Origin of the sequence: Heliobacterium chlorum, from assembly GCF_014502795.1 — a bacterium.
Taxonomy (GTDB): Bacteria; Bacillota; Desulfitobacteriia; order Heliobacteriales; family Heliobacteriaceae; genus Heliobacterium; species Heliobacterium chlorum.
Map to the genome: position 1 here is coordinate 245671 of NZ_JACVHF010000003.1, position 26369 is coordinate 272039.

25 protein-coding genes are annotated in these 26369 nt (G+C 44.3%); 8 read left to right on the forward strand and 17 right to left on the reverse strand.

All coding sequences use genetic code 11. The features are described 5' to 3' along the window. Positions 1-12: 12 nt before the first annotated feature. Positions 13-2295, reverse strand: a complete 2283-nt coding sequence (gene pcrA, locus H1S01_RS05890) for a DNA helicase PcrA (protein WP_243237023.1) — start codon at positions 2293-2295, stop codon at positions 13-15. Between the two features lie 156 nt (positions 2296-2451). On the opposite strand from pcrA, the gene H1S01_RS05895 reads away from it, so the two are divergent. Further along, positions 2452-2628 (forward strand): hypothetical protein, encoded by a 177-nt coding sequence (locus tag H1S01_RS05895; RefSeq protein WP_188039158.1) that lies wholly within the window; start codon positions 2452-2454, stop codon positions 2626-2628. A 57-nt stretch (positions 2629-2685) separates the two neighbouring features. Here the strand turns inward: H1S01_RS05895 and H1S01_RS05900 are convergent, their stop codons facing one another. Continuing rightward, positions 2686-3087, reverse strand: a complete 402-nt coding sequence (locus H1S01_RS05900; RefSeq protein ID WP_188039159.1) for a hypothetical protein — start codon at positions 3085-3087, stop codon at positions 2686-2688. A gap of 80 nt (positions 3088-3167) precedes the next feature. Then, positions 3168-5195, reverse strand: coding sequence for a beta-propeller domain-containing protein (locus tag H1S01_RS05905; protein ID WP_188039160.1), 2028 nt, complete (start codon positions 5193-5195; stop codon positions 3168-3170). Between the two features lie 269 nt (positions 5196-5464). Between H1S01_RS05905 and H1S01_RS05910 the strand changes: the two genes are divergently transcribed. Then, positions 5465-5941, forward strand: a complete 477-nt coding sequence (locus tag H1S01_RS05910) for a hypothetical protein (protein WP_188039161.1) — start codon at positions 5465-5467, stop codon at positions 5939-5941. 91 nt (positions 5942-6032) lie between these two features. On the opposite strand, the gene H1S01_RS05915 is transcribed toward H1S01_RS05910, so the two are convergent. Both H1S01_RS05915 and mnmL read right to left on the reverse strand, forming a co-directional pair. Beyond that, on the reverse strand, positions 6033-7457 hold the full coding sequence (locus H1S01_RS05915; RefSeq protein WP_188039162.1) for an MFS transporter: 1425 nt from the start codon (positions 7455-7457) through the stop codon (positions 6033-6035). Further along, entirely contained in the window at positions 7418-8380 is a 963-nt protein-coding gene (gene mnmL, locus H1S01_RS05920) for a tRNA modification radical SAM protein MnmL/YtqA (protein WP_188039199.1), read from the reverse strand. Before mnmL ends, H1S01_RS05915 begins: the two co-directional genes overlap by 40 nt. A 187-nt stretch (positions 8381-8567) precedes the next feature. Here mnmL and H1S01_RS05925 point away from each other — a divergent pair, with 187 nt between their 5' ends. Continuing rightward, positions 8568-8999 carry a YckD family protein gene (locus H1S01_RS05925; RefSeq protein WP_188039163.1) on the forward strand — a complete coding sequence of 144 codons (432 nt, stop codon included), beginning with the start codon at positions 8568-8570 and terminating at the stop codon, positions 8997-8999. Between the two features lie 119 nt (positions 9000-9118). Here H1S01_RS05925 and H1S01_RS05930 read toward each other — a convergent pair whose 3' ends face one another. The 7 genes from H1S01_RS05930 to H1S01_RS05960 all read right to left on the reverse strand — a co-directional run bounded on the left by H1S01_RS05930 (position 9119) and on the right by H1S01_RS05960 (position 14159). Next, positions 9119-9376 carry a hypothetical protein gene (locus H1S01_RS05930; RefSeq protein WP_188039164.1) on the reverse strand — a complete coding sequence of 86 codons (258 nt, stop codon included), beginning with the start codon at positions 9374-9376 and terminating at the stop codon, positions 9119-9121. A 414-nt stretch (positions 9377-9790) separates the two neighbouring features. Beyond that, the gene (locus tag H1S01_RS22485; RefSeq protein WP_423751914.1) at positions 9791-10054 is read right to left on the reverse strand and encodes a diguanylate cyclase domain-containing protein; all 264 of its coding nucleotides are present in this window, start codon (positions 10052-10054) and stop codon (positions 9791-9793) included. 20 nt (positions 10055-10074) lie between these two features. Then, positions 10075-10629 carry a PDC sensor domain-containing protein gene (locus H1S01_RS05940; RefSeq protein WP_188039166.1) on the reverse strand — a complete coding sequence of 185 codons (555 nt, stop codon included), beginning with the start codon at positions 10627-10629 and terminating at the stop codon, positions 10075-10077. 293 nt (positions 10630-10922) lie between these two features. Further along, positions 10923-11405, reverse strand: a complete 483-nt coding sequence (locus H1S01_RS22750) for a YoqH family protein (protein WP_243237075.1) — start codon at positions 11403-11405, stop codon at positions 10923-10925. A gap of 201 nt (positions 11406-11606) precedes the next feature. Next, positions 11607-11804, reverse strand: a complete 198-nt coding sequence (locus tag H1S01_RS21145; protein WP_188039201.1) for a L,D-transpeptidase family protein — start codon at positions 11802-11804, stop codon at positions 11607-11609. A gap of 815 nt (positions 11805-12619) precedes the next feature. Next, positions 12620-13078 carry a chemotaxis protein CheW gene (locus H1S01_RS05955; RefSeq protein ID WP_188039167.1) on the reverse strand — a complete coding sequence of 153 codons (459 nt, stop codon included), beginning with the start codon at positions 13076-13078 and terminating at the stop codon, positions 12620-12622. Between the two features lie 31 nt (positions 13079-13109). Continuing rightward, positions 13110-14159, reverse strand: coding sequence for a PocR ligand-binding domain-containing protein (locus H1S01_RS05960; protein ID WP_188039168.1), 1050 nt, complete (start codon positions 14157-14159; stop codon positions 13110-13112). A 543-nt stretch (positions 14160-14702) separates the two neighbouring features. On the opposite strand from H1S01_RS05960, the gene H1S01_RS05965 reads away from it, so the two are divergent. Then, positions 14703-15095 carry a bacteriohemerythrin gene (locus H1S01_RS05965; RefSeq protein WP_188039169.1) on the forward strand — a complete coding sequence of 131 codons (393 nt, stop codon included), beginning with the start codon at positions 14703-14705 and terminating at the stop codon, positions 15093-15095. A gap of 2190 nt (positions 15096-17285) precedes the next feature. Then, complete coding sequence (locus H1S01_RS22490; protein WP_423751915.1) at positions 17286-17564, forward strand: YciI family protein; 279 nt, start codon at positions 17286-17288, stop codon at positions 17562-17564. A gap of 564 nt (positions 17565-18128) precedes the next feature. Here the strand turns inward: H1S01_RS22490 and H1S01_RS05975 are convergent. The 5 genes from H1S01_RS05975 to H1S01_RS05995 form a co-directional block, all read right to left on the reverse strand. After that, positions 18129-18692: a flavin reductase family protein gene (locus H1S01_RS05975; protein ID WP_188039171.1), complete on the reverse strand. Its 564-nt coding sequence runs from the start codon at positions 18690-18692 to the stop codon at positions 18129-18131. Between the two features lie 65 nt (positions 18693-18757). After that, positions 18758-19384 carry an LUD domain-containing protein gene (locus H1S01_RS05980; protein ID WP_188039172.1) on the reverse strand — a complete coding sequence of 209 codons (627 nt, stop codon included), beginning with the start codon at positions 19382-19384 and terminating at the stop codon, positions 18758-18760. Between the two features lie 376 nt (positions 19385-19760). Beyond that, entirely contained in the window at positions 19761-20042 is a 282-nt protein-coding gene (gene rpoZ / locus H1S01_RS05985) for a DNA-directed RNA polymerase subunit omega (RefSeq protein WP_207732201.1), read from the reverse strand. Positions 20043-20214: 172 nt separating this feature from the next. Next, the gene (locus H1S01_RS05990; RefSeq protein WP_188039173.1) at positions 20215-20595 is read right to left on the reverse strand and encodes a RidA family protein; all 381 of its coding nucleotides are present in this window, start codon (positions 20593-20595) and stop codon (positions 20215-20217) included. Positions 20596-20992: 397 nt separating this feature from the next. Continuing rightward, on the reverse strand, positions 20993-21628 hold the full coding sequence (locus H1S01_RS05995; protein ID WP_188039174.1) for a CBO0543 family protein: 636 nt from the start codon (positions 21626-21628) through the stop codon (positions 20993-20995). A 545-nt stretch (positions 21629-22173) separates the two neighbouring features. Here H1S01_RS05995 and H1S01_RS06000 point away from each other — a divergent pair. The 3 genes from H1S01_RS06000 to H1S01_RS06010 all read left to right on the forward strand — a co-directional run bounded on the left by H1S01_RS06000 (position 22174) and on the right by H1S01_RS06010 (position 26129). After that, positions 22174-23481, forward strand: coding sequence for an MFS transporter (locus H1S01_RS06000; RefSeq protein WP_188039175.1), 1308 nt, complete (start codon positions 22174-22176; stop codon positions 23479-23481). Between the two features lie 343 nt (positions 23482-23824). Continuing rightward, entirely contained in the window at positions 23825-24697 is an 873-nt protein-coding gene (locus tag H1S01_RS06005; RefSeq protein WP_188039176.1) for an AraC family transcriptional regulator, read from the forward strand. Between the two features lie 211 nt (positions 24698-24908). Beyond that, positions 24909-26129 (forward strand): tyrosine-type recombinase/integrase, encoded by a 1221-nt coding sequence (locus tag H1S01_RS06010; protein WP_188039177.1) that lies wholly within the window; start codon positions 24909-24911, stop codon positions 26127-26129. Positions 26130-26369 lie beyond the last annotated feature (240 nt).

Genomic DNA, 26369 nt, shown 5'->3' on the forward strand with positions numbered 1-26369 from the left:
GGTAGACACCTCCTAGATTCTTTTCAACGGTGCAAACTTACGGAGCAGTTTTTTAATCCCCTGCTGGGGAAAGGCTACGTGAACTTCTTGGTTCTCCCCTTCCCCACTGACCTTTACAACGACACCGGTGCCAAACTTGCCGTGCTGAACTTTGTCACCGACGGTAAAGTTTCCGCCGGTCGCCTCTGTGTCTGAAGGTGCCGATTTCCTTTGAGAAGGTGTAAAGAAGCTTTTGTTTAGGTCGAAACTATCGGTATTCGCCGCTTCTCCCTGCGATGAAGAGGTAGAAAAAGCGCTTTGAAGGGACGATCGATTTGAGCCTCGATCATACCTGTTTCTGGTTGTAAAACCGGTTGAAGGACGCCCTTCATCCTCTTCAAGAAGAAGTTCTGTTGGAATCTCCTCTAAGAATCGAGAAGGTTGATTATATACAGTATTGCCGAAAATTGTTCGCTGCCATGCGCGCGTCAGGAAGAGCCGTTCCCGTGCCCGGGTAATGGCAACATAACAGAGGCGGCGTTCTTCTTCTACTTCCGATTGTTCAAACTGAACGCGGCTGTGGGGAAATACGCCTTCTTCCATCCCGGCCACAAAGACAACAGGGAATTCGAGGCCTTTGGCGGCGTGCATAGTCATAAGCACGACAGCATCTTCTGCTTCGTTGTAGTTGTCCATATCTGAGATAAGTGAAACACCAGCTAAGAACTCTTCCAAGGTCTTTTCATCGGCGTTGCGATCAAACTCCTGGGTGACCGAAAGGAATTCTTTGATGTTCTCGATGCGGCTTTTCGCTTCTTCGCTGTGCTCCGCCTCTAATTCTCGTACATAGCCTGTCAAGTCGATGACCTGCTCCACGATGGAGGTGACTAAGGATTTGTCCACCTCCCGGCGCAGTTCCTCGATTAAAGCGGCAAAGCTTTTTAGGGCTTTGCCGCCCCGCGATATGCCTGGCACCTCGGAGACTCGATCGAGGCATTCTTGAACCGACCAGCCATTCGATGTTCCGTAATCGAGCAGCTTTTGTACCGTCGCGTCACCGATGCCCCGCTTCGGCGTGTTGACGATACGGCGAAAACTGATCTCATCAGCCGGGTTGGAGATGAAGCGCAGGTAAGCGACGATGTCTTTGATCTCTTTACGCTCATAGAAGCGCAGTCCGCGAAAAATACGGTAGGGAATTCCGGCGTACATAAAATGTTCTTCTAACACCCGCGATTGGGCGTTCGTACGGTAGAGGACGGCAAAATCCCGATAGGGACGACCATCAGTCTCAGAAAGGTTACGGACATTATGGATGATATAGCGAGCTTCGTCGTGTTCCGTATCTCCTTGATAGGAAACGAGCGGCTGCCCATCTTGGTTTTCCGTCCAGAGGCGTTTGGCTTTTCTCCCCCGGTTATTGCCGACGACGCTGTTTGCCGCTTCTAAGATCTTGGCGGTGGAACGATAGTTTTGCTCCAGTTTGAGGACTGTCGCTTCCGGATAATCACGTTCGAAGTCGAGGATGTTCTGAATATCGGCTCCGCGCCAGCCGTAGATGCTTTGGTCATCGTCGCCGACGACACAGAGGTTGCGATATTTTTCGGCCAACAATTTCACCCAGCTGTACTGGGCATGGTTCGTATCTTGATACTCATCAACGTGAATGTATTGAAAGCGATCCTGATAATAATCAAGAACCTGGGGATACTCTCGAAACAGGCGAACCGTCAGCATGAGCAAATCGTCAAAATCGACAGCCATGTTGGATTTTAATTTTCTTTGGTAAACATGGTACACTTTGGCAGTAATTTGCGCAAAATAATCATAAGCCTGTCGTTCATATCCGATGGGATCCATAAGGATGTTCTTGGCCGAACTAATCCCGGCACTGATAGCTTGTGGTTTAAATCGCTTGTCGTCTAGATTCAGTTCTTTCATGCATTCCTTGATCAGTCGTTGCTGATCATCGCTGTCATAGATGACGAAGTTGCGATCATAGCCGATTTTTTCCCCTTCCCGCCGCAAAATACGCATGCAGGCAGAATGAAAAGTGGACATCCACACATCTTTGGCCCGCGGCCCAATCAGATGACCAAGACGCTCCTTCATCTCTCCGGCCGCCTTATTGGTAAAGGTGATCGCCAGTATATGAAAAGGGCTAATGCGCGATTGTTCAATCATATGGGCGATACGGTGGGTCAGCACCCGGGTCTTTCCAGAACCAGCGCCGGCGAGGATCAAAAGAGGCCCCTCCTGATGCAGGACGGCCTCACGCTGTACGGGATTCAAGGATCCCAAAAAATCTCTAGGCAAACGGTAGTCCCCCTTTATCGACGCCATCCAACATAATCTTTATTGTACCAAAGGGGCGGGTGTGAGAAAAGGCGTCATGCGGTGACGGTTTAAAAAGATGGTCCCGTAGGGAAAACTAGGCTCACAGAGCCAACGCACCAGAAGGAGAGAATGGGAATGCGATACAACCCGGTATATTCGGCGTTTGAGAAAATCCAAGCCATGAACAGTATGAAGAACTATCAACGGATGCTCGATGAAGAGGTTCGAAAACCGGATCCCAATCTTGAGGTCATCAAGTATTATCGCCACCGGCTGACTCGCTGCCGTCAAATCCTCGGTGGACGTGCCTGAGCTACACAAAAAAACGCCCTGACCGGTGTACGGGCAAGGGCGATCTTTTTTGTGTTTTTATTTATACCGGTCTTTATTTCCCATTCCATCGACAGTGATGCGGTTGTGAAAGCCTTCTTCGGTCTCATGGCTCTTGACGGTGGCGTTAAAGGTCTCCAGGTCGCTTTTTTGAGCTGGTATCTTTTCCAGGTTTGCTCGTGCTTTACCGAGGGAATCACGGCGCAGATCTTCCTCTGCCCGAGCTTCTAGGTTGGATAACGCTTGGTCTGTCGTCGGTCCTTCCCCATCCTGCCCGGGTATGGCTCCATTGATGCCCGGGATGCCGACACCGAAGTTCCCCTCCCCGCTAAAACCGATCGTTCCCGGCGAGATGAACCCCGGCGTCTGACCGTCCCGTACACCAGGCAGCTTATTTAGCTCCGTACTTGGCGCTTCATAACGATCGACATCTTTGATCAAGTTAGGCCACCTCCCGGAGTTAGTATCCAGGGAGGTTCTCCGCCTTATGCATCCCTTTAGGGTTTTGACTTTTTTCCAGACTATTGAAGCGTGAGCGTCCCCTGGTCTTTTAAATCCACGATGGCGTTGGCTTTGATCTTGTTGTTCGACAGGGTATAAAGTGTATCGCCCACGTAGAGGATCCGTTGAATATCGTTATCGCTGTTATACCAGTACATACCGGCTTTATCGTAATCCGCTTGGGTTAAATGAGTGATCTTCCCTTTTAACTCAAAGCCCTTTGCCAAGTCGACGCGGTACACATAAGCGCCTTGGAAAGCAAAGGTGCCGTATTCCGGGATTCCACTCTGTTCTTGATGATTGCCGTCCACGACCATCACCCGAACTGGAAAAGCCAGTAGATTTTTCTGCTTATCAAAGAGCAGGGCTTTATGGTTGTGCAGCAAATCCGAGTCTGTGCCGCGATCACCGATGTTGGCGGTGAATTGCTCCACAGGGTGATTGACATCGGTCACGTCAAAAATGGCCATTTTCATGCCGAGATAAAAAGCGCTGACCCCCGTCTCGTTCCCCTGGCTGTCTTTTTGTACCTGCTCGACCGTGTCTTTGCCAAATCCTATGATGTGATTTTCATCATAGGGGTGAAGATAGTTGCTATAGCCGGGGATTTTCAAAGCTCCGAGAATTTTCGGCGTCTGGGGAACTTTCAGATCGATAACGAAGAGAGGATCCACGGTGCGGAAAGTGACCAGGTAGGCCCGTTCTCCCATGAAACGAACGGAATAAATCTGTTCGCCTGGGGCTATTCCTTCCAATTTTCCGACTTGCTTCAGATGGCTGTCGAGAACATACAAGTTGTTTTTCGATGTCCCTTCACCTTGCTCCCAGGGGTTACCGACGGTTGTAGCCACCCGGAAGTATTCGCCTGATTCGTCCATGGAAAACTGATTAAGAATTCGGCCGGGGATTTCTCCTTGCTCCTGGTATCTGATGCTGGCTTCGTTGAGCCGGAACTTGTAGAGGCGGGTTTTTTCCGCAGCTTGACCCCAAAAAGGTACGGTAATGCCGCTCTGTGCCTGCCTTTGGTAGTGTGTCACGGCGACATACAAGTTCTGAGGCGATGCATAGACTTCTTGCCCTGAACCTAAATAAGTGGCGACGTTAACCTTTTTGCTCGTATCCGTCACATTGAATCCGGCCACTAAGAGGTAATTCGGTTGAACAAAATCGGGAAAACAGCGGATTTTATCATAGCTCATGAGATTCTTTTCGGTTCCACTCACTGAATCCTTATACCACGGCAAAATAGTCGGATCTTCCGTCTCCGGTAAGTAGTACCCCAGTTGACGGTCGGTCACCAGATATAAGGAGGCATCGATTTTACGGGACGACACATAATTTCCTTCCAGTTCGACTTCCCGCGTCTTATGAATATTTCCCTTGTCTCGAATATCGTAGACGAGCGCCTTCACCGAGCCATAATGCGGATAGGGATAATAAGGCGGCCGTTTCCGTCCGGGGAGCATTTTCGATTCTGCCCCCTTCTCTGGGACAAAGACCGGTATATCATCACGGCTGTCCCCGAGGACAACGAGATAATCCTTATCCACATAAATTTCTCGCGGTGAGAGGGGTTGATCTTCCAGATCGATCGTAGCAGCCAGCTTCATCTCTTCCGGCGGGTAAGCTTCGGCAATAATCACGCGCTGCTTATTGACCTGGTAAATATAACGTCCGTCTGTCTTGACAATATCCGCTTCGTCGACACCGTCCACCTGAACGTTGGTCTTGGAATAATCGCCTGAAGCCGCGGCAGCTCCGTCGGCCGCAGCTGATTTCGCTGCTTCCGCTATAGGGGCTTGTGTCGGGGCGACCGTCGTGAACAAACGATCCCTTCGAATCCCCCCGTTCACGGTGAAATCGTTTTCCGTCCGCGCCTTTTCTACCAGCTTTTTCAGGTTTGCATAAGACCCGACGACAGCGAGGTCCTGCTGTGTAGAGTCAGCCGCTGTGGCCGCTGCCCCGACCGAAGAGATACAGCCCGCACTAAATAAGGTTAATGCGAGGATACCTGCCAACCATCCTCTTGGGGTCAAAAGTTTTTTCATGATGATATCCACCTTTCTTGAACGACTCCCTTCTAACACTATGACGAATAGGTACAACGAACAGTTCCCTCTCTTTACAATAAACGATTGAGGCATAAGCTGAAGTGAAAATAATATATTTTACTAAAGTACCTAAACAAGGTCCTGAATTGTCGAAAAATTTTACCCTTGGCGACCCCGATTTGGACCGCCAAGTGATTGTAAGTTCGATTTCTTTGTGGTATGGTAAAGAAAAGCATTTTTGTTAACGGTAAGGGAGGTGCTGAAGAATGGCAACAGAAACAACCCTAACCGCAAAAGCAAATTGCCGGATGATCTGCCCCTGCCTCGAATCACTTTGTAACTCCATGGAAGCTTGTGGCCACTGTAACCCTGAACAATGTGTCGTCGGATTGATTCGCAAAGTAACAGAACAGGCGGTACGGACAGGGCGGTTAAAAAAAGCCAAAATCGAATTTTCTTCACAAAACGTAAGCAACGGGCTGCGAGACAAGAAACAAACGATAGAACTATTAGGGATTACCCTCAGCCAATGCAAGAATTGCGGCCAAGATCATCAGGAAAATTGCCCCATCAATTTGACCCGAATCGGTCTGGTCTACGCCCTGACGAATCATGGCGATGTTTTTGTCTATCCAGGTAATTCCGTGCAATTTATTCTTAACCTGCATAAAACAGATCCGGCTACAGCGAACGAGCTTATGCATGCATACGATAAACTCCGTCCTGCCATCGAACATTTATAATCACGGTCTGTGAGTTAACCCCTTTATAAAAAAATCCTCGGATTTCTCGAGCTGAGAAACCGAGGATTTTTTAGTCTAGAGAGATTATTTATCAAATCATTTTCCTTTTCAATCGCAGCGTCAACAGTAACCCCATCAATGCAATCAAGGCACCGACGATAAACATGTCGAAAAAACCATCCCGCGGTCGTTCCAAAGCCGTCGCCGCAGCCAAAAGTCCTCCCAGAATCACGGGCCCCAGGGTATTTCCGAAGGATCGGATTACTGTCATGACGGCTAAACCACTGGAAACCTCTTCCCGCTCTACTTCTCCGATCACCATCACATTGAGGGGAGAACCTACGATCAGCCCGAGACCGCTGCCGAAGAAGATAAAACCGACGGTCACAACGATGACGTGAATGAAGCTCACATCGACGGGAGATCCAATCAACTTGACTAAAGCAGCCAGAATAAGGGAGCCGATCATACTGCAGCCAAAACCGAGCACCATTGTCCTTGGTGCCCCGAAACGGTCCACGATCGCCCCACCTAAGGGCGACGTCACCACGCTGGCCAGTGCCAAAGGAACCACCATATAGGAGGCTTTCCCAGGCGGATAGTGAAGGACATACTCTACATAAGCCGGAAGAAAAATAATAGAGAGCATGATCATCCCCGATATGGCGGCGATGATGTAGATGAGCAGGAGACGAGGATTTCGAAAAAACTTTGGATTTACAACGGGATCGTCGGCTCTCTTTTCGAATTGAATGAGCAGACGGGTGAGGACCAGCCCAGCTAGTAAAAAAAGGTACACATTGGGCATGAAGACCCCTTCCCACCCCCTCTGCCCTTGAATATGGGTGAGACCGAGCATGAAACAGAAAATCGTCGCCCCAACGATAAAGGCTCCCGTCCAATCCATCGGCTTGACCTGCGGCTCCATATCCTCTATGAGACCTGTAGCGAGTCCGATGACTAACAACCCTGCCGGTATATTGATCCAAAAGAGCCAAGGCCAGGAGAGGTATTGAATCACCACTCCGCCTAGAATGGGCGCTACGATGGAAGCGATACCCCAGGTGGCACCATAAAAGCCGAGAGCTCTTCCCCGCTTTTCTTTGGGAAAGGCAAGTCCGATCTCGGCCACGGCCACCGGTAAAATTCCTCCACCGCCTAATGCTTGTATGGCTCGACCTAGGAGAAGCGGATAGAGGCTGGTCGCCATACCGCTGAAGAGTGACCCCAGGGCAAACAAGCCGATTCCTGCCATAAAGACCTTTCGCCGGCCATAACGGTCGGCGATTTTCGCAGTGATCGGCATCGATGCGGCATAGACAAGGGTGTAGACGGTAACAGTCCAGACGCCCCACTTCGGCGAAATATTAAAATCCCGTTCAATCGTCGTCAAGGCGGGTCCCAAGATGCTCTGATCTAATGCTCCGAGAAAAACGCCTAATAAATAAGTAACTAAAATGCGAATCTGATAGCCGGTCAAGGCGAATCCTTCTTTCGATAGTTTTTCCCCTGCCATGAATTTCGTTCTTCGAGCAGTTTGTCAATCCCTTGCAGCGTCCCCCACTTACGGGTAATCCATTGCGGCGCTACGAGCAATTCCTGGGGCGCATCACCGGTTAGGCGCTGGATGACCACCTGGGGGGGGAGGATCTCGAGGATATTAACAACCTGCCTGACGTAAGTCTCCCGGTCGATGACATCCAGTTCCCCGGCAGCATAACTATCGGCCAGGGCGGTGCCTTTCATCACATGGAGGGAATGAAACTTCAGTCCTTGTATATCCATGGAGGCTACCGCCTGTCCGGTCACGAACATATCTTCTTCCGATTCGCCTGGTAGACCTAAGATGATATGGACACAGGTTCGTATGTTCCGGGCACGCAGTTGAGCCAAGGCTCGGTAAAAGGTCGCCGCATCGTGTCCCCGGTTTATCTTTTGCAGAGTGCGATCGTGTACGGACTGCAACCCCAGTTCGACCCAAAGATAGGTACGCTGGTTTAATTCATCGAGTACTTCCAGGACAGGCTCGGGAAGGCAGTCAGGACGCGTCGAAATGGAAAGACCAACTACCCCGTCCTGAGCTAACGCTTCCTCATAGATGCGGCGCAATTGATCCGGATCGGCGTATGTATTGGAAAAGGCCTGAAAATAGGCGATGTGCTTACCATTCGGCCATTTCCGGTGCAGCTTCTCCCGGACCTTCCGGAACTGGGTGCGAATTTCTTCGGTAGGGTCACCGGCGCAAGCGCCGGAACCTTGGGGACAACAAAAAATACATCCGCCCGTGCCGACAGTACCGTCACGGTTGGGGCAGGACATACCGGCGTTCAGGGACACTTTCATGATCTTCTCCCCAAAGATCTGGCGCAAGTGATAGTTCCAGGAGTGATATCGCTTATCACCCCAAAGGAGAAGCTCCCCTTCGCTCTTCCCACGGATGGAGGACCTATTTTGGCCTAATGCAAGTTCGCTATCCAAAGAAGTCTCCTGCCTTCCCCTGGTTACAAAATTGTTTCCAAACTGTTACGAAATTGTCACCAGATTGTCGTCGAGTCGCCACATTGGGCGGATATACTACAACCAGAACGATAGCTTATTCGTCGATTATGAAAAGGAGATGAAAACTATGTTTGGTAAAGATCTCAAGAAGAAACTGCTCGTGACTGGTTTGGCTGGCATCCTTACCCTGTCTACGGTGGGTACGGCCTTAGCGCTCACGCAAGAACAAACGAATGAAATCACCCAGTTGCACGCGCAGATGTTTGCCCTGCGGAAACAAATGGTGCAAAAATACGTGGAATTCGGCCAACTTACTCCCGAACAGGGGCAAGCCATCGAGCAACGGATGGATACCAACTTCAAGGCCCGCTCAGAAAGCGGATTTGAAAACTGCCTGCCGGGACAGAACTGCCTTCGCAACCAGTCTGGTAATAATGGCAACGGTACCTGTCAAGGCAATGGTCCTTTCGGTTCCGGCAATGGCCAAGGTCGGGGACAGGGACGCGGTCAAAACGCAACCTCTCAAGCGTGGCAAGGGATGGGTCGAGGTGGCTGGTAAATAGATTTTACGTCGAACCCGAAAAAATTACAAATCCCTGACGTTTTTTAGCGTCAGGGATTTTCCGTGTAGTTTCACCTTTCTTTTATTGAAGCGTCTTGAAAGGGTCACTTATCGAGTTAATGAGGCAAAATATCGTGCCACTCGCGATCTTCTGGATCTTCTTCAACCGCTTCCTCTTCTTCGATGATATCCCAGGATAGACGAATGTCGATGCCTTGATGATCGCCTTTGCGAAATTTGTTTTGGTAGAGGATCTGTTTGGGAATCTCCACCTTCGTATCACCGACTCGGAAAGCACCTTCCTTTAATTGCTCGACGATCTGTGTCAACTCATCGATCGCCTGTTCTCGATTGACCACATGAGCTCTACTCACCGGTATCCCTCCACACTTGTCCCGAAGGATTTTTATCGGTCAAGATTTAGTATGAGCAGATCGAGCAGAAAAAAAGAGTCGATCCATGAGCGGATCCACTCTTTTACCCTACGAGGAGAATATCCTCTTCTCGTTCTAAAACTACGATTCTCATCCCGTAAACAAAGGGGTTTTCTTCAGACATATTGAGACTCGAAGGCGAAAAACCGAGCTCTTTTCTCAACTGAATAAAATTATCCCTCGATAAAACACAGGTAGTCGCATCCCTGGCCGTGAAGACAAAGTATCTCTCTTTTTCCCTCAAGATTCGGTCCGATAATTTCATGATTCCTATCCCTCTCCGGTTACAGGTCTATAGAATTCTTCCTGCAAACATAATAACTTATCGCCCAGACAAGTTCCATATGTTTTTGGTTAGAGGCAATCTCCATACTCGTGAGCATTGTAAAAAGTTGCCCGATTTTTCCCACCCCTTTTTGAACTATAAAGGGCTTCGTCCGCTTTTTTCAAAATCTCATGAATATCCTGTTCGCCTGTCCAAATATCCCCACCGATACTACAGCCTACGTTGACTGTATGACCTTCAATAACGAACGGCTGATTTAATTCCTTTATAATCCGATTAAACATCTCAACATTTTGTCGATTTTGCAGAGGTTCTAGGATTGATTTCTCAATTTCGTTTGCCCATTCCCAACTTAGATGGGCTGCAAGTAATCTTTTATATTTCCGTTTGTCTCAGTAATGGGAATACTGACATCAACAAATTTCATTGCTTCTCCGGTGGGATTTGGGAGTAAGTTCGCTAATAAGACCGCCTCATGAATATCCCCAATAAATTTCCCTTTTATTCCTTCTTTGAAAACAGGACGCTGAGATATATTAACTCCGGATAAGATATTTTGTGTAGAAGCAATGACTGCTCCGTCGGTATTTGTGAGACCTATCCATGCAAATGAAGGAAACCTTTCTTTTAGCTTTTCAAGAAGTTTTTGAATCGCTTTAGTGTCTTGAAAGTTATGTAAAGCTTCAAGTTGAGACAAAGTATAGACCTCACCAGAACGTGACCACATAAAAGCATCCATTTTATCTGCCATTTGATACGCCGTTTCTGCTAATGAATTTCCAATCTCAGATTTAACTTGTTCAATTGACCTATTTCCTATTGCAATACTTAGAATTCCAGACATGATCACAATCAGAATTCCGAAGGATATTGAAAAGTATGTTCGCAGACTTAAAGAACGACGCATTTTAACATCTCCCTAGACTATCGATTCAAAAACAATAGGTTCATGTTTCTTGTAACAAGAAGATCATTTATATATGTTCTTTTTTCTATGGATTATTACATATTCCTTCTATTATTATTAAAAGTTCAATTTGTATTTTCCGGGCAAAACAACGATGTCGGGACAATAATACGCGGTTGACTAAATGAAAAACAGCCGGCTGTTGGCCGGACTGCTCATCAATATCTTATCGTAATGTTGTACTTAATGCCGCACCATAGTTTCCTATCCCCCGCAGCAATAAGTGTAGTAGTTTATGATTGCTGTTGACAGCTTCCACCCAGAATAATACCTTCTAGGATAGTTTCACCCGAAGCACCAGTAATAGAATTAAAAGGACGTATAACGACGCTTGAATTTGGCATAACCGATGCAACGGTGGGAAGTTCAACTCGGGTAGACCAAGTCGGCGGATCATCAGGACTGGCAAATAACTGGTTTCCAAAACGGCCGATACCGGGTATGAATATTTCACCACTATACTTGTCAAAATTGCCGAATACTGTAGGCTGCGGTAATGTTGCCACAAAACTCACAGCCTGACCTCCTTTAGGACCAAAATTTACGAAAGCGACCCCACCCGTTCCGAAGGGTACACGCCCTCGGGGCTCTAAAAGAGAACAGCATGGGTAAGATATAAAACCGGGAACACAAAGAACGTCACCTATAAATAATATATTGGGATTTGGTATATGCGGGTTGTTTACAGCGAGTGCTTCTATTCTTACTCTGAACATTTGAGCAATAGTAAAGAAGGTGTCGCCTGGAAGAACGGTATATCGACCCTGAAACGCTGGTGGACAGTTCTGTGGGACTCTTCGACTAAAGTTGTACGGCACTATATAGTCCCCCTACACAAATCATTTGCAAGCAATATATGCCAGTAATTTGATTTGTGCTTCAAGGGAAAAGAGGTCAGAGATGGCGTTAGGGGCGTTTCAACTACTTATAACCACGGGTGTTCCTATTGAAACTATTCGGGACAACTCAAGAACATCCCTATTGTACATACGAAAACAACCATGGGAAACCGCTTGTCCGATTGAACTTGGATCGTTTTTATTTTTAGGTGATGAGTAAGTTGCTTGATGATTATGGTAACATATGTTTCGGTAACTACATATATTGTATTGAATTTTTTAGGAGCAACGCTTCATAAATTCCAGTACACGTAGAAAAATCTTAGTGTTTGATAAATCGAACTGCCGGAGTTTTACCTCCGGCAGTTTTGAACATTAATGATACTCAACCTCCGTTGCGACGACGGCAACGTACACGAATGACTGCTCTATCGCCTTCATTAAGCGTAATCCTAACAATGCGAACGGCCATTTAGGTCCCTCCTTTCGTGTGAATTCCTTATTACTGTACTCTTTTTTGCCGTAAATCGTGAAATTCATTTGCGGTTTTCTTTTCTTTTTACGTTAGCTGTCTACAACGAAATTAAAAAGATTTAGTTCTCTCTCGCCTTTACGCAGTCGCTTTCGATCAGCTTTACGGACAGCTGCTTCAAATGACTGATCCAAAGAATTATTTTTCATAAGTCCGTTATACCGACGTATATGAAAGTCTCGAGTCGTAATGCTACATTTGGAGCATTTAGCTACTGCTAAACTTTCGTCCCAAATGAACTCAACTTCATGTCCACAATATGGGCACCATGCATCGCCGGAACGAAATTTCGGTTTGTAGCTGTCTGGTGGAGCCGTTAGTCTCGGAGCTATCGCCGCTCTCTCCCTCATTCGAATCTAGCGCGATCTTCTAGATGGGGTCACGCCATTCTTATTCCCTATAAATTGGTGAATGTATGGTCAGCTCTCTTCCAACATTTGGTGAGCAATAATTCGATGTGGCATAGATAATCTCCTTCTTTTTACAGAAAACAAAAGAAAAAGCGTTCGGCAGTGGGCCGGACACTTTGAAATAACTATATTATATTTTACCTATTTCTCTATGAAGCGGATTTTACCTGTTTAAGTTCGTTCTCAGACAATACTAATATTAGATCCAGAATCACAATCATATTATCGCCACTTTTTCCTATTCCTTTTATGTACTTGTCGCAATTACCACTAATGCTGTTAGATAGATGTTCAATTTGTTCATCCCGAAGTTTGAAAATGTCTGTAACGTCATCAACTATAAAGCCTACTATAGATCCGGAGAAATTAATAATAATAATTTTACTATCTTCATTTATAGTATCATACGTATATTGAAGCTTCTTTTTTAGGTTAAATACAGGAATTGCCTTACCCCGAAGGTTAATAAACCCCTCTAACCCTTTCGTTGCGTTCGGGATTTTAACAACTCTATAATTTTTGTATTTTACAATTCCATTTACTGCGGTAATGTCTATCGAGTATTCATCGCCAGCTAACTCAAAAGACATTAATTGGATAACCGACATTGAATTCACCTTCTTTAACTCATAATGTTTGTTAACTAATTGATGATAAATTCTCTAATGTATCTGAAAGACCCGCTATGTCTTGTAAAGTAGCCGTCACTTCCTGAATTGCTGCGGCTTGCTGTTGTGTAGACGACGACGTGGCATCTCCCATTCTCACGGTATACGCTACCGAGTTTTTAATTTCCAAAGTAAACTCTTTAATCTTATTTACCGTTTGTTTTGAATCACCAGAAAGTTTGCGTATTTCTTGAGCTACTACCCCGAAGCCTAGTCCCGCTTCCCCTGCTTTTGCGGCTTCAATGGCGGCGTTAAGTCCCAACAATCTCGTTTCGTCAGCCACCTCTTTTATAAAGTCAATAACTTCATTAATTTTCCCGGTCAGTACGCTTACATTTTGTATCTCTTTGTTAAGTTGAATTTGATTATTACTTACGTCTGTAGCAGAAGCAGCCATTTCCTCCATCGTGGCCGACATTTCTGTGATACTTGCGTTTAGAGTCCGGGCGATACTACCTAGCTTATGTTGATCATACCACGTTTTCGTCATCGTATTGACTACGTCCCAAAGAACAAATGCAGCCGCTTCGATTCGTTCGCGACTCACCACTTTAACTTCCTTAACCGCTTCGATATACGCTTGGGGATCAACGCCGATTTCCTTCGCGACTTGTTCGTACTTTTCCGTTTCCGGCGGTTGTGTTAATACTTGTCCGCCAAGTACCGTCCCAATTTGTTTACCTCCCAACATAATAGGGACCGCAAAATCAACGAGGCCTGCGTGACATTCATAGATGGAGGGTTTTCCTGTACTCGTTGCCTTTTCACCGCCCTTGCGGTCGCATTCGGCACATCGTCTAAGACCTTTTTCTGTGTTTCGGGTAAGCTCCATACAGAACCGAGTGAACGCACTTGGTTTGGTTACGGGCTGACCGTCCAAATCAACAGTGAGACTGGCGAAGCCCATTGCCGTTGCAAAGTTATCCTGGAATCTTTGTAAGAATTCAAAGTCAATAACATCACCAAGCTTTACTTCGCTTATGTCGAGAACAGCCTCGGTTGCATTTTTTGCAGCGTTCATTTCCATTCTCCTTTTGAGTTAAAATTATTTTATTTAGTCGTAACGTGGGATTAATTTCAAATCCTACGTAATATAGTTTAATATTCGATATATTTTGCTATGTTCCTTTCGGATCTATCTAATTATTTTTTCTGGTGTGCTTGTATGTAAAAATACGGTTATCAAGGCGAGATCCCGCGGTTGCCTCGTTGGCGTACGGTACCTATGGGCAATTTCTGCTCATTCCCCCACCAATAACGGCGAGATCGCTGTGGAGGATCAATAGATACGTTTCTTCATCTGTTCACGCTAATCACAAAACAGCTCGGCCCGATTAAGGGTTCACAGAGTGCCATGTGTGCCTCTGAAAACGAGTAACTATACCATTGGGGACCGAATTGGATGTGGGGCGTTACAGCGGGTTTGACGAGAAATGGAGTTCTTAAACGGCAAAGGGAATGTGAAAATCCTAAATGTAAATTGATATTTTTCAAATTCTGCCATACAATGTTCTTGAAGGAGCATTCTCCAATAATCGTTTGCACCTCGAAGGGAGTGAAGGCTATGCCGTTTATTGATTGGGATGAAAGATATGAAGTTGGTATCCCACAAATTGACGATGAACATAAGACCTTATTAGCTATGGTGAATCAATTATATGACGCAGTCAAAGCTGGAAAATCAGATGAACTTATTGAAGAACTAATAGACAAATCAATCATATACGCCGGTGTACATTTTTCACATGAAGAAAAATTCTTAAAAGACGCTGACTACAAATTTTTCCATGAGCATAAACAATATCACGATGAATTCACTCAACGAGTCCATTTATTTAAGATAGGTCCCGATAACAGCAAAAATAAAGCAATGGATTTATTAAATCTGCTTAAATATTGGTTTATTAATCATATTCTTATAGAGGATAAGGGTTTTTCCAAAATGATATCAAAGTAGACCGAAAATCTCCGGAAAGGAAAGAAGTTTGCCTAAGTAACTATTGGTTTTTAAGGTGTGTTTTATAAGAGCCTTCCGTCCTATTAGCTGGGGTTTTTAATATTAGCTGTTGGCTAAAGTTACGATTTGACGACTAACGTGACGCCTACCGGGATTTAGGAATAGTTAAAATTTGAGGAAATAGCAAGGCCAGGATGATATGTCCTGGCTTATTTGTTGTGGTTTTATAGCTTATTCCATGAAGAAGTTTCCTTTAATCAGTTGCTTTCAGTTTGAAAACATATCCAACATCATTATCTCCTTTTCCCCAACAACATCGATGAAGAAAAAATATAGTCCTGGTGTTTTCGGTGCTACAGGGGGGCAGTTATAGCAGATATTTCCCTTGGAGGGAACGTAGGTCGATACTGACAACGTGTGGGGAATGTCTTCCTTACCCTGCTGATTATCGGTGTCGATACAACAGTAAAGAAGCCGCAGGTTCGAATTCTGTCGCCCTGACTATGAGTTAGCTGGGGTTTTATGCAGTCTGACTGGTTCCAAGGTATGAAATTGACGCCTCACGTGACGCCTACGGGTGGTTGGAAGAGTTAAAAGTTGCGGAAATAGTTAAAAGTCCTGGCTCTTTTGCGTTTCATAAGCTCCAGTTAGATAATAAGCGATATCCTAAAAGAATTAAATAATGTATATTGGTGGTAACTATATTTATGGGGTGATGAGTGTGTTTCAATTTATCGCTGATATCATCTCTGAACTAGTAATAGGTTTTGGGCCGCTCTTTAACAGAAAGACTATAATGGTTTTGTTCGGTATCTTTGTAATAAGTGCGATGCTATCGTTTTTACCTGGGTACTATTCGGAGGAAGGCAATAACCAATTTGAAGTGCCGAATCAAGCAGATGTTCAACGGATGCTCCAAGAAAAATAAGGCAGCTTTCCTTTAACAAAATAGCTAACTTCCAAGCCAAGAAAAAACGCCCTCGGCGGCAACTCCAATTAAAATCCATGCGATAACTAAACCCCATTTTTTTTGAATCGAAAAGCGACTGTTGTTTAACCTCTCAAGCATCGTAATAAAGCCCCATCCTATAAGACCGTCGAAGACGAGGAATAGAAGAATAAACCCACCGAGTTTCGCATTTTCCAAGAAAATCACCCATATTAATTATTTTACTCTTTTCAGATATTGTCTTTCCGGTTCTTTACTAGATTCGTCATGATTTAAGGATTCACGATAACCTCCAATCATCCTTTTAACTAGCTGATGAACCTGATCCATGCCAGATTGCATCGGACAATTTGAGATGTATATCAAGTAATTTAGTTGACACGTAATCCGAATCACTTTAAGACATATCTTAGAAGAACAACCAGCAATATTTTGAGTAAGAACAAAAGCAATTAAAACAACAGTAAAAGACTTTATCAGTCAAGCACATTTACCACCCCAAAGCGTTTATTTGACCGACATATTAATGCTTCCGCTTCTTTTAATGCGCGGTGACAAAGAATAAAGAGCAACTATATCGTCGTCGAACTAATTTCCCAACTGTTCGTCTTTGGTTATGTACTTAGAAGAGAAAACAACGTCTTGTCGGCCGTCTATTTGGTTGTAATCTATAATCTCATAACCGAATCCCTTATAAATCGACGTTCCTCCGTCTTTATATCGCTTAGCAAGTATGGCGAATATAGGTGGCTTGTTATGGCATGCCAAGAAATAGTCAATGCCGAACGTAATAAAGGGCATAGAAAGCAAAGCTATAACGAGAAATATTATAATTATATGTTTTGGTTTCAACGTCACCAGTCCTTCGTTATTTTTCCCAAGGCAACCTATAGATGGATGGTTTAGTGTAAATTTTCTTAGGTAATCATAGCAAATATTGAATCTGAACGAAACGTAGGGTCCGGTACATCAATCAATTGGGCCTTTTCCTCAAACCGTCGGAGAGTCTGGGAATCATGGCCGAAGGTTCGAATCCTGTCGCCCCGACCATGAGTTAGCTGGGGGTTTAAGATGTTAGGAAGTTGGTACGGATATTATTTGACGCCCAACGTGACGCCTACGGGGGTTTAAAGTGGATATAGTTAAGGCTTAGGGTGTAAAGTCCTGGGCCTTTTTGCGTATTCTGTGCTATTATTTGTAATAAAGGTTAAAAAGGGGTTATTATGATGCCTGAGTTTCTGATGGTATTCAGACCTAAACGAGATAACTTTATTGAGACTATGAACACAGAGGAAATGTCGGTTATGGGACAACATGCTGAACATTGCCAACGGTTATTTTCCGAAGGTAAACTTGTTCTATCCGGCGTTTGTCTAGACGGGACGTATGGAATCGTGGTATTTCGTGCTAAATCTGAAGAATCTGCTCGGCAGTTTTTCAATAACGATCCCGCAGTACAGGCGGGCATAGTAAACGTAGAACTACATCCTTTTCGAATAGGGATGTTACAGTGCTCATAGTAAGAAGGCACTCCTATTAGATTTTAAATTATATAATAATATTAAGTTGATAGGACGGTATTATGTCACAGATTATTTCGTTAGAGATAAACTTTCTATTTGGAAATTCAACCCATACGATTTACCCAGTTGTATTAAGACCAGGATGATTGTCCTGGTTTTTTTGCTCCAAAAACGGTTCACCTTTTTGTCATGAGACTCACCGCAAGTCGTACCATTTACATTAGGGCGTATATTCACAAACGACAAGAAGCCTTCTTTGTGAGTTATCCTCATAGCCTTCTTGTTGTGATTCCCATTTAACGATGGTGATGGCATACAAGAGATAACTTTTCAAATTGACAAGTTGTCATCTTGCTTGTTCGTCTTGCATAGCTGATGAGTTTACGACCATTTGACCCTCCCAAGCCAACAAATAACCTTCCTTATCCCAACAAAAACTCATCTTCTTTGTAGAAAGGAAAAACGACCCCGCCGTGGGTGGCGAAGTCGCGTTGTGGAGGTTAGTGGAGTTCTTTTTTATCCTTTTCAATGTTTTCATTAAAGACGTCGGTCCACTCACTATTATTGTTCTTGTGACTTCTTGTAGACCTCACCTTCTTTAAACAGATAGCCAACGGCTTGCCCTAAATTCCAATAGCCATTGCCCATCATAATCATCGGATTAATTTTTTGAGGGTCAACTCTTCCATCTGTAAGGGATTCTTGATTCGTATATACAGAAACTATCTCACCGAAAAACATTTCGAAATCAAATATCGGCATACTTTTAATGACCTTGCAAAGCATGTTCACTGGGCATTCGCTGATCATCGGTGCTCTTCCTAATTCATCATAAAACGAGTTGAAAATATCCGCCTTGCTCGTTTCTTTTCCCGACACGATACCGCAATAATCGGTTACTTGAACCATATCTGCCGAAGGGATGTTTATGCTAAAATACCCATTCTCTTTGACACCCGTGGTTGTATAGTGAGTACTTCGAAGTGAGATGTAGAGTACGGGTTCTAGGCTAACCACCCCGCACGCTCCAACAGTGACGTAGTTCGGTTTTCCATCAACGTCCGCTCCAACTAATATGGTAGGAAATGGGCCAAGCGGTCTGTTTGGAATTTTTACTTTCTCCATGAATATACCTCCTGCTTATTATCTTGGCCGTAAAAAAAAAGAAGTGCATGGCAGTAATATATATCCTAGAAACCTAAAGATTCACCGACGAGTATTACTTTAATTCGGCCTTGACTCATGGACGAACTGGTAATTACTAGCTGACTACATGAGTCCTCAGCGACTTTTGAAAGTTCATCATAAGAAGGATAGTCCTTATTAAATATAAGCAACGTCATTGGGGCGGCATATTTTTTTGCACGAAGTATTGCCGCGTCTAAATTAGGAACTACTTTGTTGATTCCGGCAATTACTATTACGTTTTTCGGCCCAAATATAAGTGAAGCTACCCTATTGCCATACCCATCTATATTTACCAACTCGCCTGATTCAGTGATAGCGTTAGAACTCATTAAAAAATAATCTGCACTTAATGCCTGCCGTGCAACCTTATCCTTGGCTAGAGCACCTTGTGCGTCATCCGGGTCTAAGAAATTTTTGTATCCCTCATTTTTTAGTGCGACCTTTAGACCAATTTCATGTAGAGTTGCAGAACCTCCGCAAGAAACTACACTATCTTTTGGGATCATTTTAAGAACTTTTTTTACGGCTTCTTCTTTTGTCACGCAGTAATATGCTTCCATATTGCGTTTTTTTAATTCCTCGACTAGCTTCTGAGATAATAGAACGTTATAGCACTCTCGAGTTTTCACGTACTACTCCCATTAAATTAATTTTAGAGCCTTTATCCACCTTCATGATTCCCCCACCCTACCCAAATTAACACTAATTTTCAGTTTGTCCATACCTGACTACCAGCTAAATCCCCCAGTTATTTCCTATACCCTTCAAACCCGACCCCACAGAATGCCCTGTGTGCCTTTGAAAACGATAGGCTATACGGGTTATACCATAACGGGGGGGCGAGTTGGATGTGGGCCATTACAGCGGTCTTATGTGGGATATGGGGATTTAAGGTGATTTATTTAAGGTTTTTTACGAAAATAGCAGTGCTACTGACGGTTTTGTTTGATAAATGAATAACAGCCCGGCGTTAGCCGGACTGCTTACACAGCGAAAAATTCTACGCTAATATTTTCGATTAAACGTAGCCTCAACGCTCTCTTTATCGTTCACACGTTCGTAACGAATTAATCCTTCCGCGATTTCCCTTAGAGCGATACTTACCGGCTTATCTTCCTTCTTCGCATGAACCAATGGTTCCGCCGGTTTGCTGGGATCATTTAGTGAACGTGCTCGCCGGGCGGCGAGTATAACCATAGCGTACTTACTTTCGACTCGCCCCAATAACTCATCTAATGATGGTTTATTGATGTATATCGACCTCCTTAAACTAGGACCGGGAACCATTCTAGTTTTCGATGTAACCCAAGTATTTAATCAATAAACACCTCAAAAGCTAGTAATTTCACTAGCCTTTCACCTAATTATTTCCTACACCTATCAACCCCGACCCCACAGAATGCCCTGTTTGCCTTTGAAATTGATCAGCTAGGGAAAGAAATAAAACGCATCTAAACGGTTATCTTCTCCTGGCAATCATTTCGATTTCAACTTGTGCACCTAGAGGTAATGCCGCTACTCCAATTGTTGTACGAGCAGGATACGGTGAAGAAAAGTGTTTTGAATATACTGCGTTCATTGCTGCAAAATTACCCATATCGGTTAAAAACACATTTACTTTTTCAACATCGTCATGTGTTAAGCCTGCTGCCTCTAATACATTGAATAGATTTTTAAAGCATTGTTCCGTTTGATTAGTGATATCACCTTCCACAAGTTTCCCTGTTTCCGAATCTATAGGCGTTTGCCCTGATAAAAAAATCAAATCTCCAGACTCAACTGCATGTGAGTATGGTCCAACTGCAACAGCTCCGGCAGCACTAAAAGTCTTCCTAGCCATAATGAAGATCCTCCATTTTGCTAAAATTTATCACCATTCTGAATCCATGATATCAATTAATCACCATATGTTCAAATACTCATTCCAATAAATCTGCCTGTTGAGAAACAATCTTATGTAGATACATCAGTCCCAAGTTTGACCGCTCATCCAAGAGCGGATTTTTGATCTCCAGTTCGGTTCGGTCCCTTCCGGTTAACAGAAACATTGTTAGACAAGCAGTTAGTTAACATCTGAGAAAAACCGCCCACCCTCATGGCCTTTCCCGGAGACGGGAGACGAAATGGCCGTGAGAGATGAGCGATTGTACTGTTATCCTATTCGATAAGATAGGGTACCGTTATTCAACCTAATTATTTCCTTGACTCGTGAAAACCGATTCTGAGTAAGCAACTCTTTATCTTTTTTGTTTGTCACTATCTGATTTAGAAAACTGATGTCTCCTCGCGGGTTGTGCCAAAATGGTAGATGGGAGTTCTGATCGTTCGAGGGTACCATCCTGCTCTTCAAACCATAACACAGTCAACATTATCGCTCTCATTACAATCGCTATGCCCAGGATGATCAAGAAGGTATAGTAGTACCTCCATGTATAAAGTTGAAGAATTTCAAGAGAAGAGAGTAGAGGTAGAAAAGCAAAACATAACACCGCGTCAGCGATAACCGACCATACAAGGAAGGATTTCCATGTTGAACAGTATTGGTACACCAACATAAACGCTAGTGGAAACACTGTCAAATCATTGAGAAATAATGCATGACCAAGAGGGATAAGTCGAATAGTATACACAAAACCGCCAACTGATGCTCCAAAATCATCCATGATAATTCGTGAGACTGCGATGAAGGAACCAAAAAGTAGAATGTTGGATAATCTATGCTTATCCACGTATTTCCACCAAATCGCATAGCAGATGGCAATGATGCTGGCTATAAACCACCAACGTACCGAAAAAAGATCAGCTCGCCATTGGGGGTAAATAATTCCCCATAACTGTAGTCGGAGATCACGTATCAGATCTGTGTAATGCACTTTTTTCCTCCACCAATAACGCGAGTTGAGAAGCATAACGAATGTTTATATGATGACACAAAATGGCTTTTTTATGACAACACTGGACTAAATATTTCCGTGGAGGTCCTTAACTCCCCCGACCCACCTAATCAACACTGTCCACTCTCACCAAAAAAACAACCGCCCCTCCCCACTGGCCTCCCAATAACGTGGCTTATCAGGTAGACCGTGAAGAAGGGCGGTTATTCTTCTATTCTGACCGGTAATTCAACTAATTAACACCTGGACACCGCCTATTTTGCCTAATTATTTCCTCCACACTTCAAATCCGACCCCACAGAATGCCCTGTGTGCCTTTGAAAACGAGTGGCTATACCGTTCCATATCATGATGGGGGTTTAATTTGGCGTGGGGCGTTACAGCGGGTGTGGTGGGAGATGGGGGATTTTAGACTATATTGAATAATATGCTGTTATTTTTATCCTTGTAAAAGGATATTTTTTAGGGGTAAAGAATACTAGTCTGAACAATTACGTGAACGACTAGTGAGAGAAGGCAAATAAATGAGCGATCTGGAGAACACCTTTAGAAGATTTCTGATTGTTTGGTGTGGACAGCTAATCTCGTCTATCGGGAGCGGACTTACAGCTTTCGCTTTGGGTGTTTTTATCTTTCAGAAGACCCAATCTGCTACAGACTTCTCTTTGATTATTCTTTTTTCTTTTCTACCCTCATTTATTTTGCTGCCGTTTGGTGGTGTACTTGCAGATAGGTTCGATCGTAAGAAAATGATGATTCTTGGGGATACAGGAGCTATTACTGGTCTACTATTCATTCTATTTGCCATGCTCCGAGGAAATATTGAACTATGGCATATTTATGCTGGTGTAGCAATGAGTTCGATATTTTCGGCGATACAAAGTCCTGCCTATAAGGCTGCTGTGACTGATTTAGTTTCTGAAGAGCTATATTCTCAAGCGAGTGGGCTCATTCAGTTGGCGGGATCTGCTCAGTATCTTATATCTCCGATAATTGCGGGATTCCTTATGAGCGTATTGGATATTAAGATAGTTTTAAGCATTGATATTATTAGTTTCATCGTTGCCGTTGCAGCCGTATTTATAATTAGAAACCAAGAACCTGCTTCACGAAATATCGAGAATCGAGAATTTTTCTTAGATATTAAGGAAGCTTACCATTACCTCCTATCCCAAAAAGGCATTTTGTGGTTGGTTATTTTAACGTCAATGATTTGCTTTTATATAGGATTAATTCAGTCGCTGTTTGGGCCTATGATGTTATCACTAACGGATTCTAAGACCCTAGGTATTGCTCTATCCTTATCAGCAACGGGAATGTTAGTAAGCAGCCTCTTTATCGGGACACTTGGGATTAAGCAACGAAAGGTATTCATATTATCGTTGTCTTTGACTCTAACTGGTTTCTTCTATGCCCTCATAGGCTTCTCTACAAAAATAACATTAATTGTTACTTTTTGTTTTCTATTCTTCTGTACACTCCCGTTTGTTAACACGAGCCTAGAGGTTCTTATTCGAAGCAATGTCGATAATGAGCGGCAAGGTAGAATTTGGTCCATGGTTTCTGCCATCTCACAAGTAGGCTACATATTGGCGTTCGGTTCGGCAGGTATTTTGGCTGATCGACTGTTTAATCCCCTGCTTTATACTGATGGGGTCTTGGCAAGCACCGTTGGTCAAATCATCGGAACTGGGCCGGGTAGGGGTATTGGATTTTTGTTTATCGTATCCGGCTTACTTGTTTCAGTTCTAGGACTTATTATTGGAAGAGTTAAAAATATTAGTTTATTAGAATTAAAGTCAGACACCCCACAAGCTAAAAGTATCTCTTAGTTAAAACTGAACCGTCCCTCCCCATTGGCCTCGCTCGAAAAGCGTACAAGGTAGGCCGTGAGGAAGGCGGTTACTTCTATTTTGCCGATAGTTAAGGAGATTTTATCCTCAGCATATCTCCTATCGTCTATTATCGACAAAATTTCAAAAAGAGCTCGCCATAATCGGTGGGCTTTATGCTAACTTCCTATTAGTTCTAACTTTTTCAGCAACCGTAGCGATATGACTTCCTATAGATTTATGTTTTTATGTATTATCCAAGCTTCCCTGCATAACGGTGCACAGAATGTCGGATAGAAACGTTCTATTTCTGCTATTCTATCGATGAAAGGAGGTCGTAGAAATGGGATTGCTTGAAAAAACGAATGACGCCTTACGCTATATTGAAGAAAATTTGGCGGATGAAATTGACCCTAAAGAGGTCGCTAGGATTGCTTTCTGCTCAGAATATCACTTCAAGAGAATGTTTTCTTTCCTGGCCGGTGTAACCTTGTCTGAATATATTCGTCGAAGACGTCTTACCCTCGCTGCGTTCGAGCTTTCTAACAGTGACTTAAGGATCATCGATATTGCCGTTAAATACGGATACAACTCACCAGATTCATTTACAAGAGCTTTTCAAAGTATGCATGGTATAACCCCGTCTGAAGCTAAGAGTAACGGTCAAGTATTAAAAGCATATCCTCGATTGTCCTTTCATCTATCAGTTAAAGGAGCACATGAATTGAACTATCGCATTATAGAAAAAAACGCATTTCGCCTTATTGGTATTAAGAAAAGAGTTCCTATTATATTTAACGGAGTTAATCCTGAGATTGCCGCAATGTGGAAATCGTTAGATGAAGAAATGATAAAAAATCTGAAAAACCTATCTAATGTTGAACCAGTTGGGTTAATAAGTGCATCTGCTAATTTTTCCGATGGCCGTATGGAAGAAAAAGGAGAACTTGATCATTATATAGGAGTAGCGTCGACAAGAGATTGCCCAAGCAACTTTGTCGCTTTAGAAGTTCCCGCTTTAACATGGGGCGTTTTTGAAGCCATCGGTCCATTTCCTAATACGCTTCAAAACGTGTGGGGGCGAATCTATTCAGAGTGGTTTCCTTCGTCAAATTATGAACTAGTAGAAGGTCCAGAAATCTTATGGAATGAGCATAAAGACGTAACCTCACCAAACTTTAGGAGTCAAATATGGATTCCTATTATAAAAAAATAACTCACGCTCTCACCAACCCAATTACCATTGACTAACTTGCCCCCCTCTCCCCTAAAATCCTCTGTAGCTCCACGTAGTTCCCTTAACGCCAAAAACAATGACACAAAAAGCTCGCCTCCATCGGCGGGCTTCTTTATTTTGCTTGACTCCCCTCCCTTTTCAATCAACACTGTCCACTGACCCAACTAAACATCGGGAAGGTGGACCTATCATGACCAAACGCACCAACGGTGAAGGCAACGTATACCAACGAAAGGACGGTCGATGGGAAGCCCGTTTCTTCCACACTGACCCCGCCACCGGCAATAAAAAACGCTACAACTATCTCGGTAAGTCCCACGAAGAAGCCTACAACAAGATGATGGCAGCGAAGGCACAGATCATTACCGGTGATTTCGTAGAGCCTACGAGGATGACCGTGAAGGACTGGATGACGTACTGGCTTGCCGAATGCATCGAGCCTAACGTGAAGCCCACCACATATGCACAGTATGAAACGATGGCCCGAGTTCATATCATCCCTACACTGGGATCGCTGGCTCTTCAGAAAATCCAGACCTCCGATATCCAACTGATGTACAACGCAAAAATGAAACCCAGAGCTGACAACGGCAGATCCCTAGCCCCCAGAACTATCCGCCACATCCATAACGTCATTTCCGGTGCCTTCGAACAAGCCATCAAGGAAGGCAAACTGTTGAAGAACCCTGCCGATGCTGTGAAGCTGCCCAAAAAAGTAAAGCCGGAAATCCGTCCATTAAAGTTGGAGGAAGTCCGGCAGTTCTTGAAATCCATCGAAGACCACAGATTGTATACTGCTTTCCTATTGGAATTACGGTTGGGTTTACGGCGAGGGGAACTGTTGGGTCTTCGTTGGCAGGACATCGATTTCGAACGGCGGATATTGTACATCCGGCAGACCTTGCAGCGTATCCAGAAGCCCGATGATAAAGGAAAGAAGACGCATCTGATCTTCCAGACGCCAAAGACCCAGCGAAGCAAACGGCCCCTACCGGTACCGGCTGATTTAATGATAGACCTTCATAAGCACAAACTTAGCGTTGAACAGGACAAAGAAATTGCTGGCGAGAAGTACCTTAATTATGACCTCGTGTTCTGTTCGAACGATGGCCGGCCACTTGATCCCACATCGTTCACCCGGATGTTTGAGAAGCTGTTGGACAAGGCCGGTCTCCCGAAGACGTCCTTCCACAGCTTACGGCATACGGCTGGCCTGTTTATTCTGGATGCCACGAAGTCCATGAAGGTCGTACAGGAAGTCTTGGGACATACAACCTTTCAGACTACGGTCGACATTTACCTAGATCACATCGGCGTAGACGAAATGGCTAAAGCCCTCGCTCAAATGAACGGAGTCCTCTTGACTAAAAAAAGTTCTTGTGAAACTCCAGAAAAGCCGGTTTCATCATGAAAAAACCCAGAAAAACAGGTGACGCCTCAAACTGACGCCTACGGGGGACGCCACGGAGAACTTCACGCTATTATAACGCCAGTGGGTTTTAGCGGAGAAACCATTGACGGTGCGGTCTGACCGGGTTAGAATAGGTGTACAGCCCTTAAGTAAACTCGCACTCTGGTAGCGTGCTTGGTTCGGGACCAAGAGGCCGCAGGTTCGAATCCTGTCGCCCCGACCATGAGTTAGCTGGGGGTT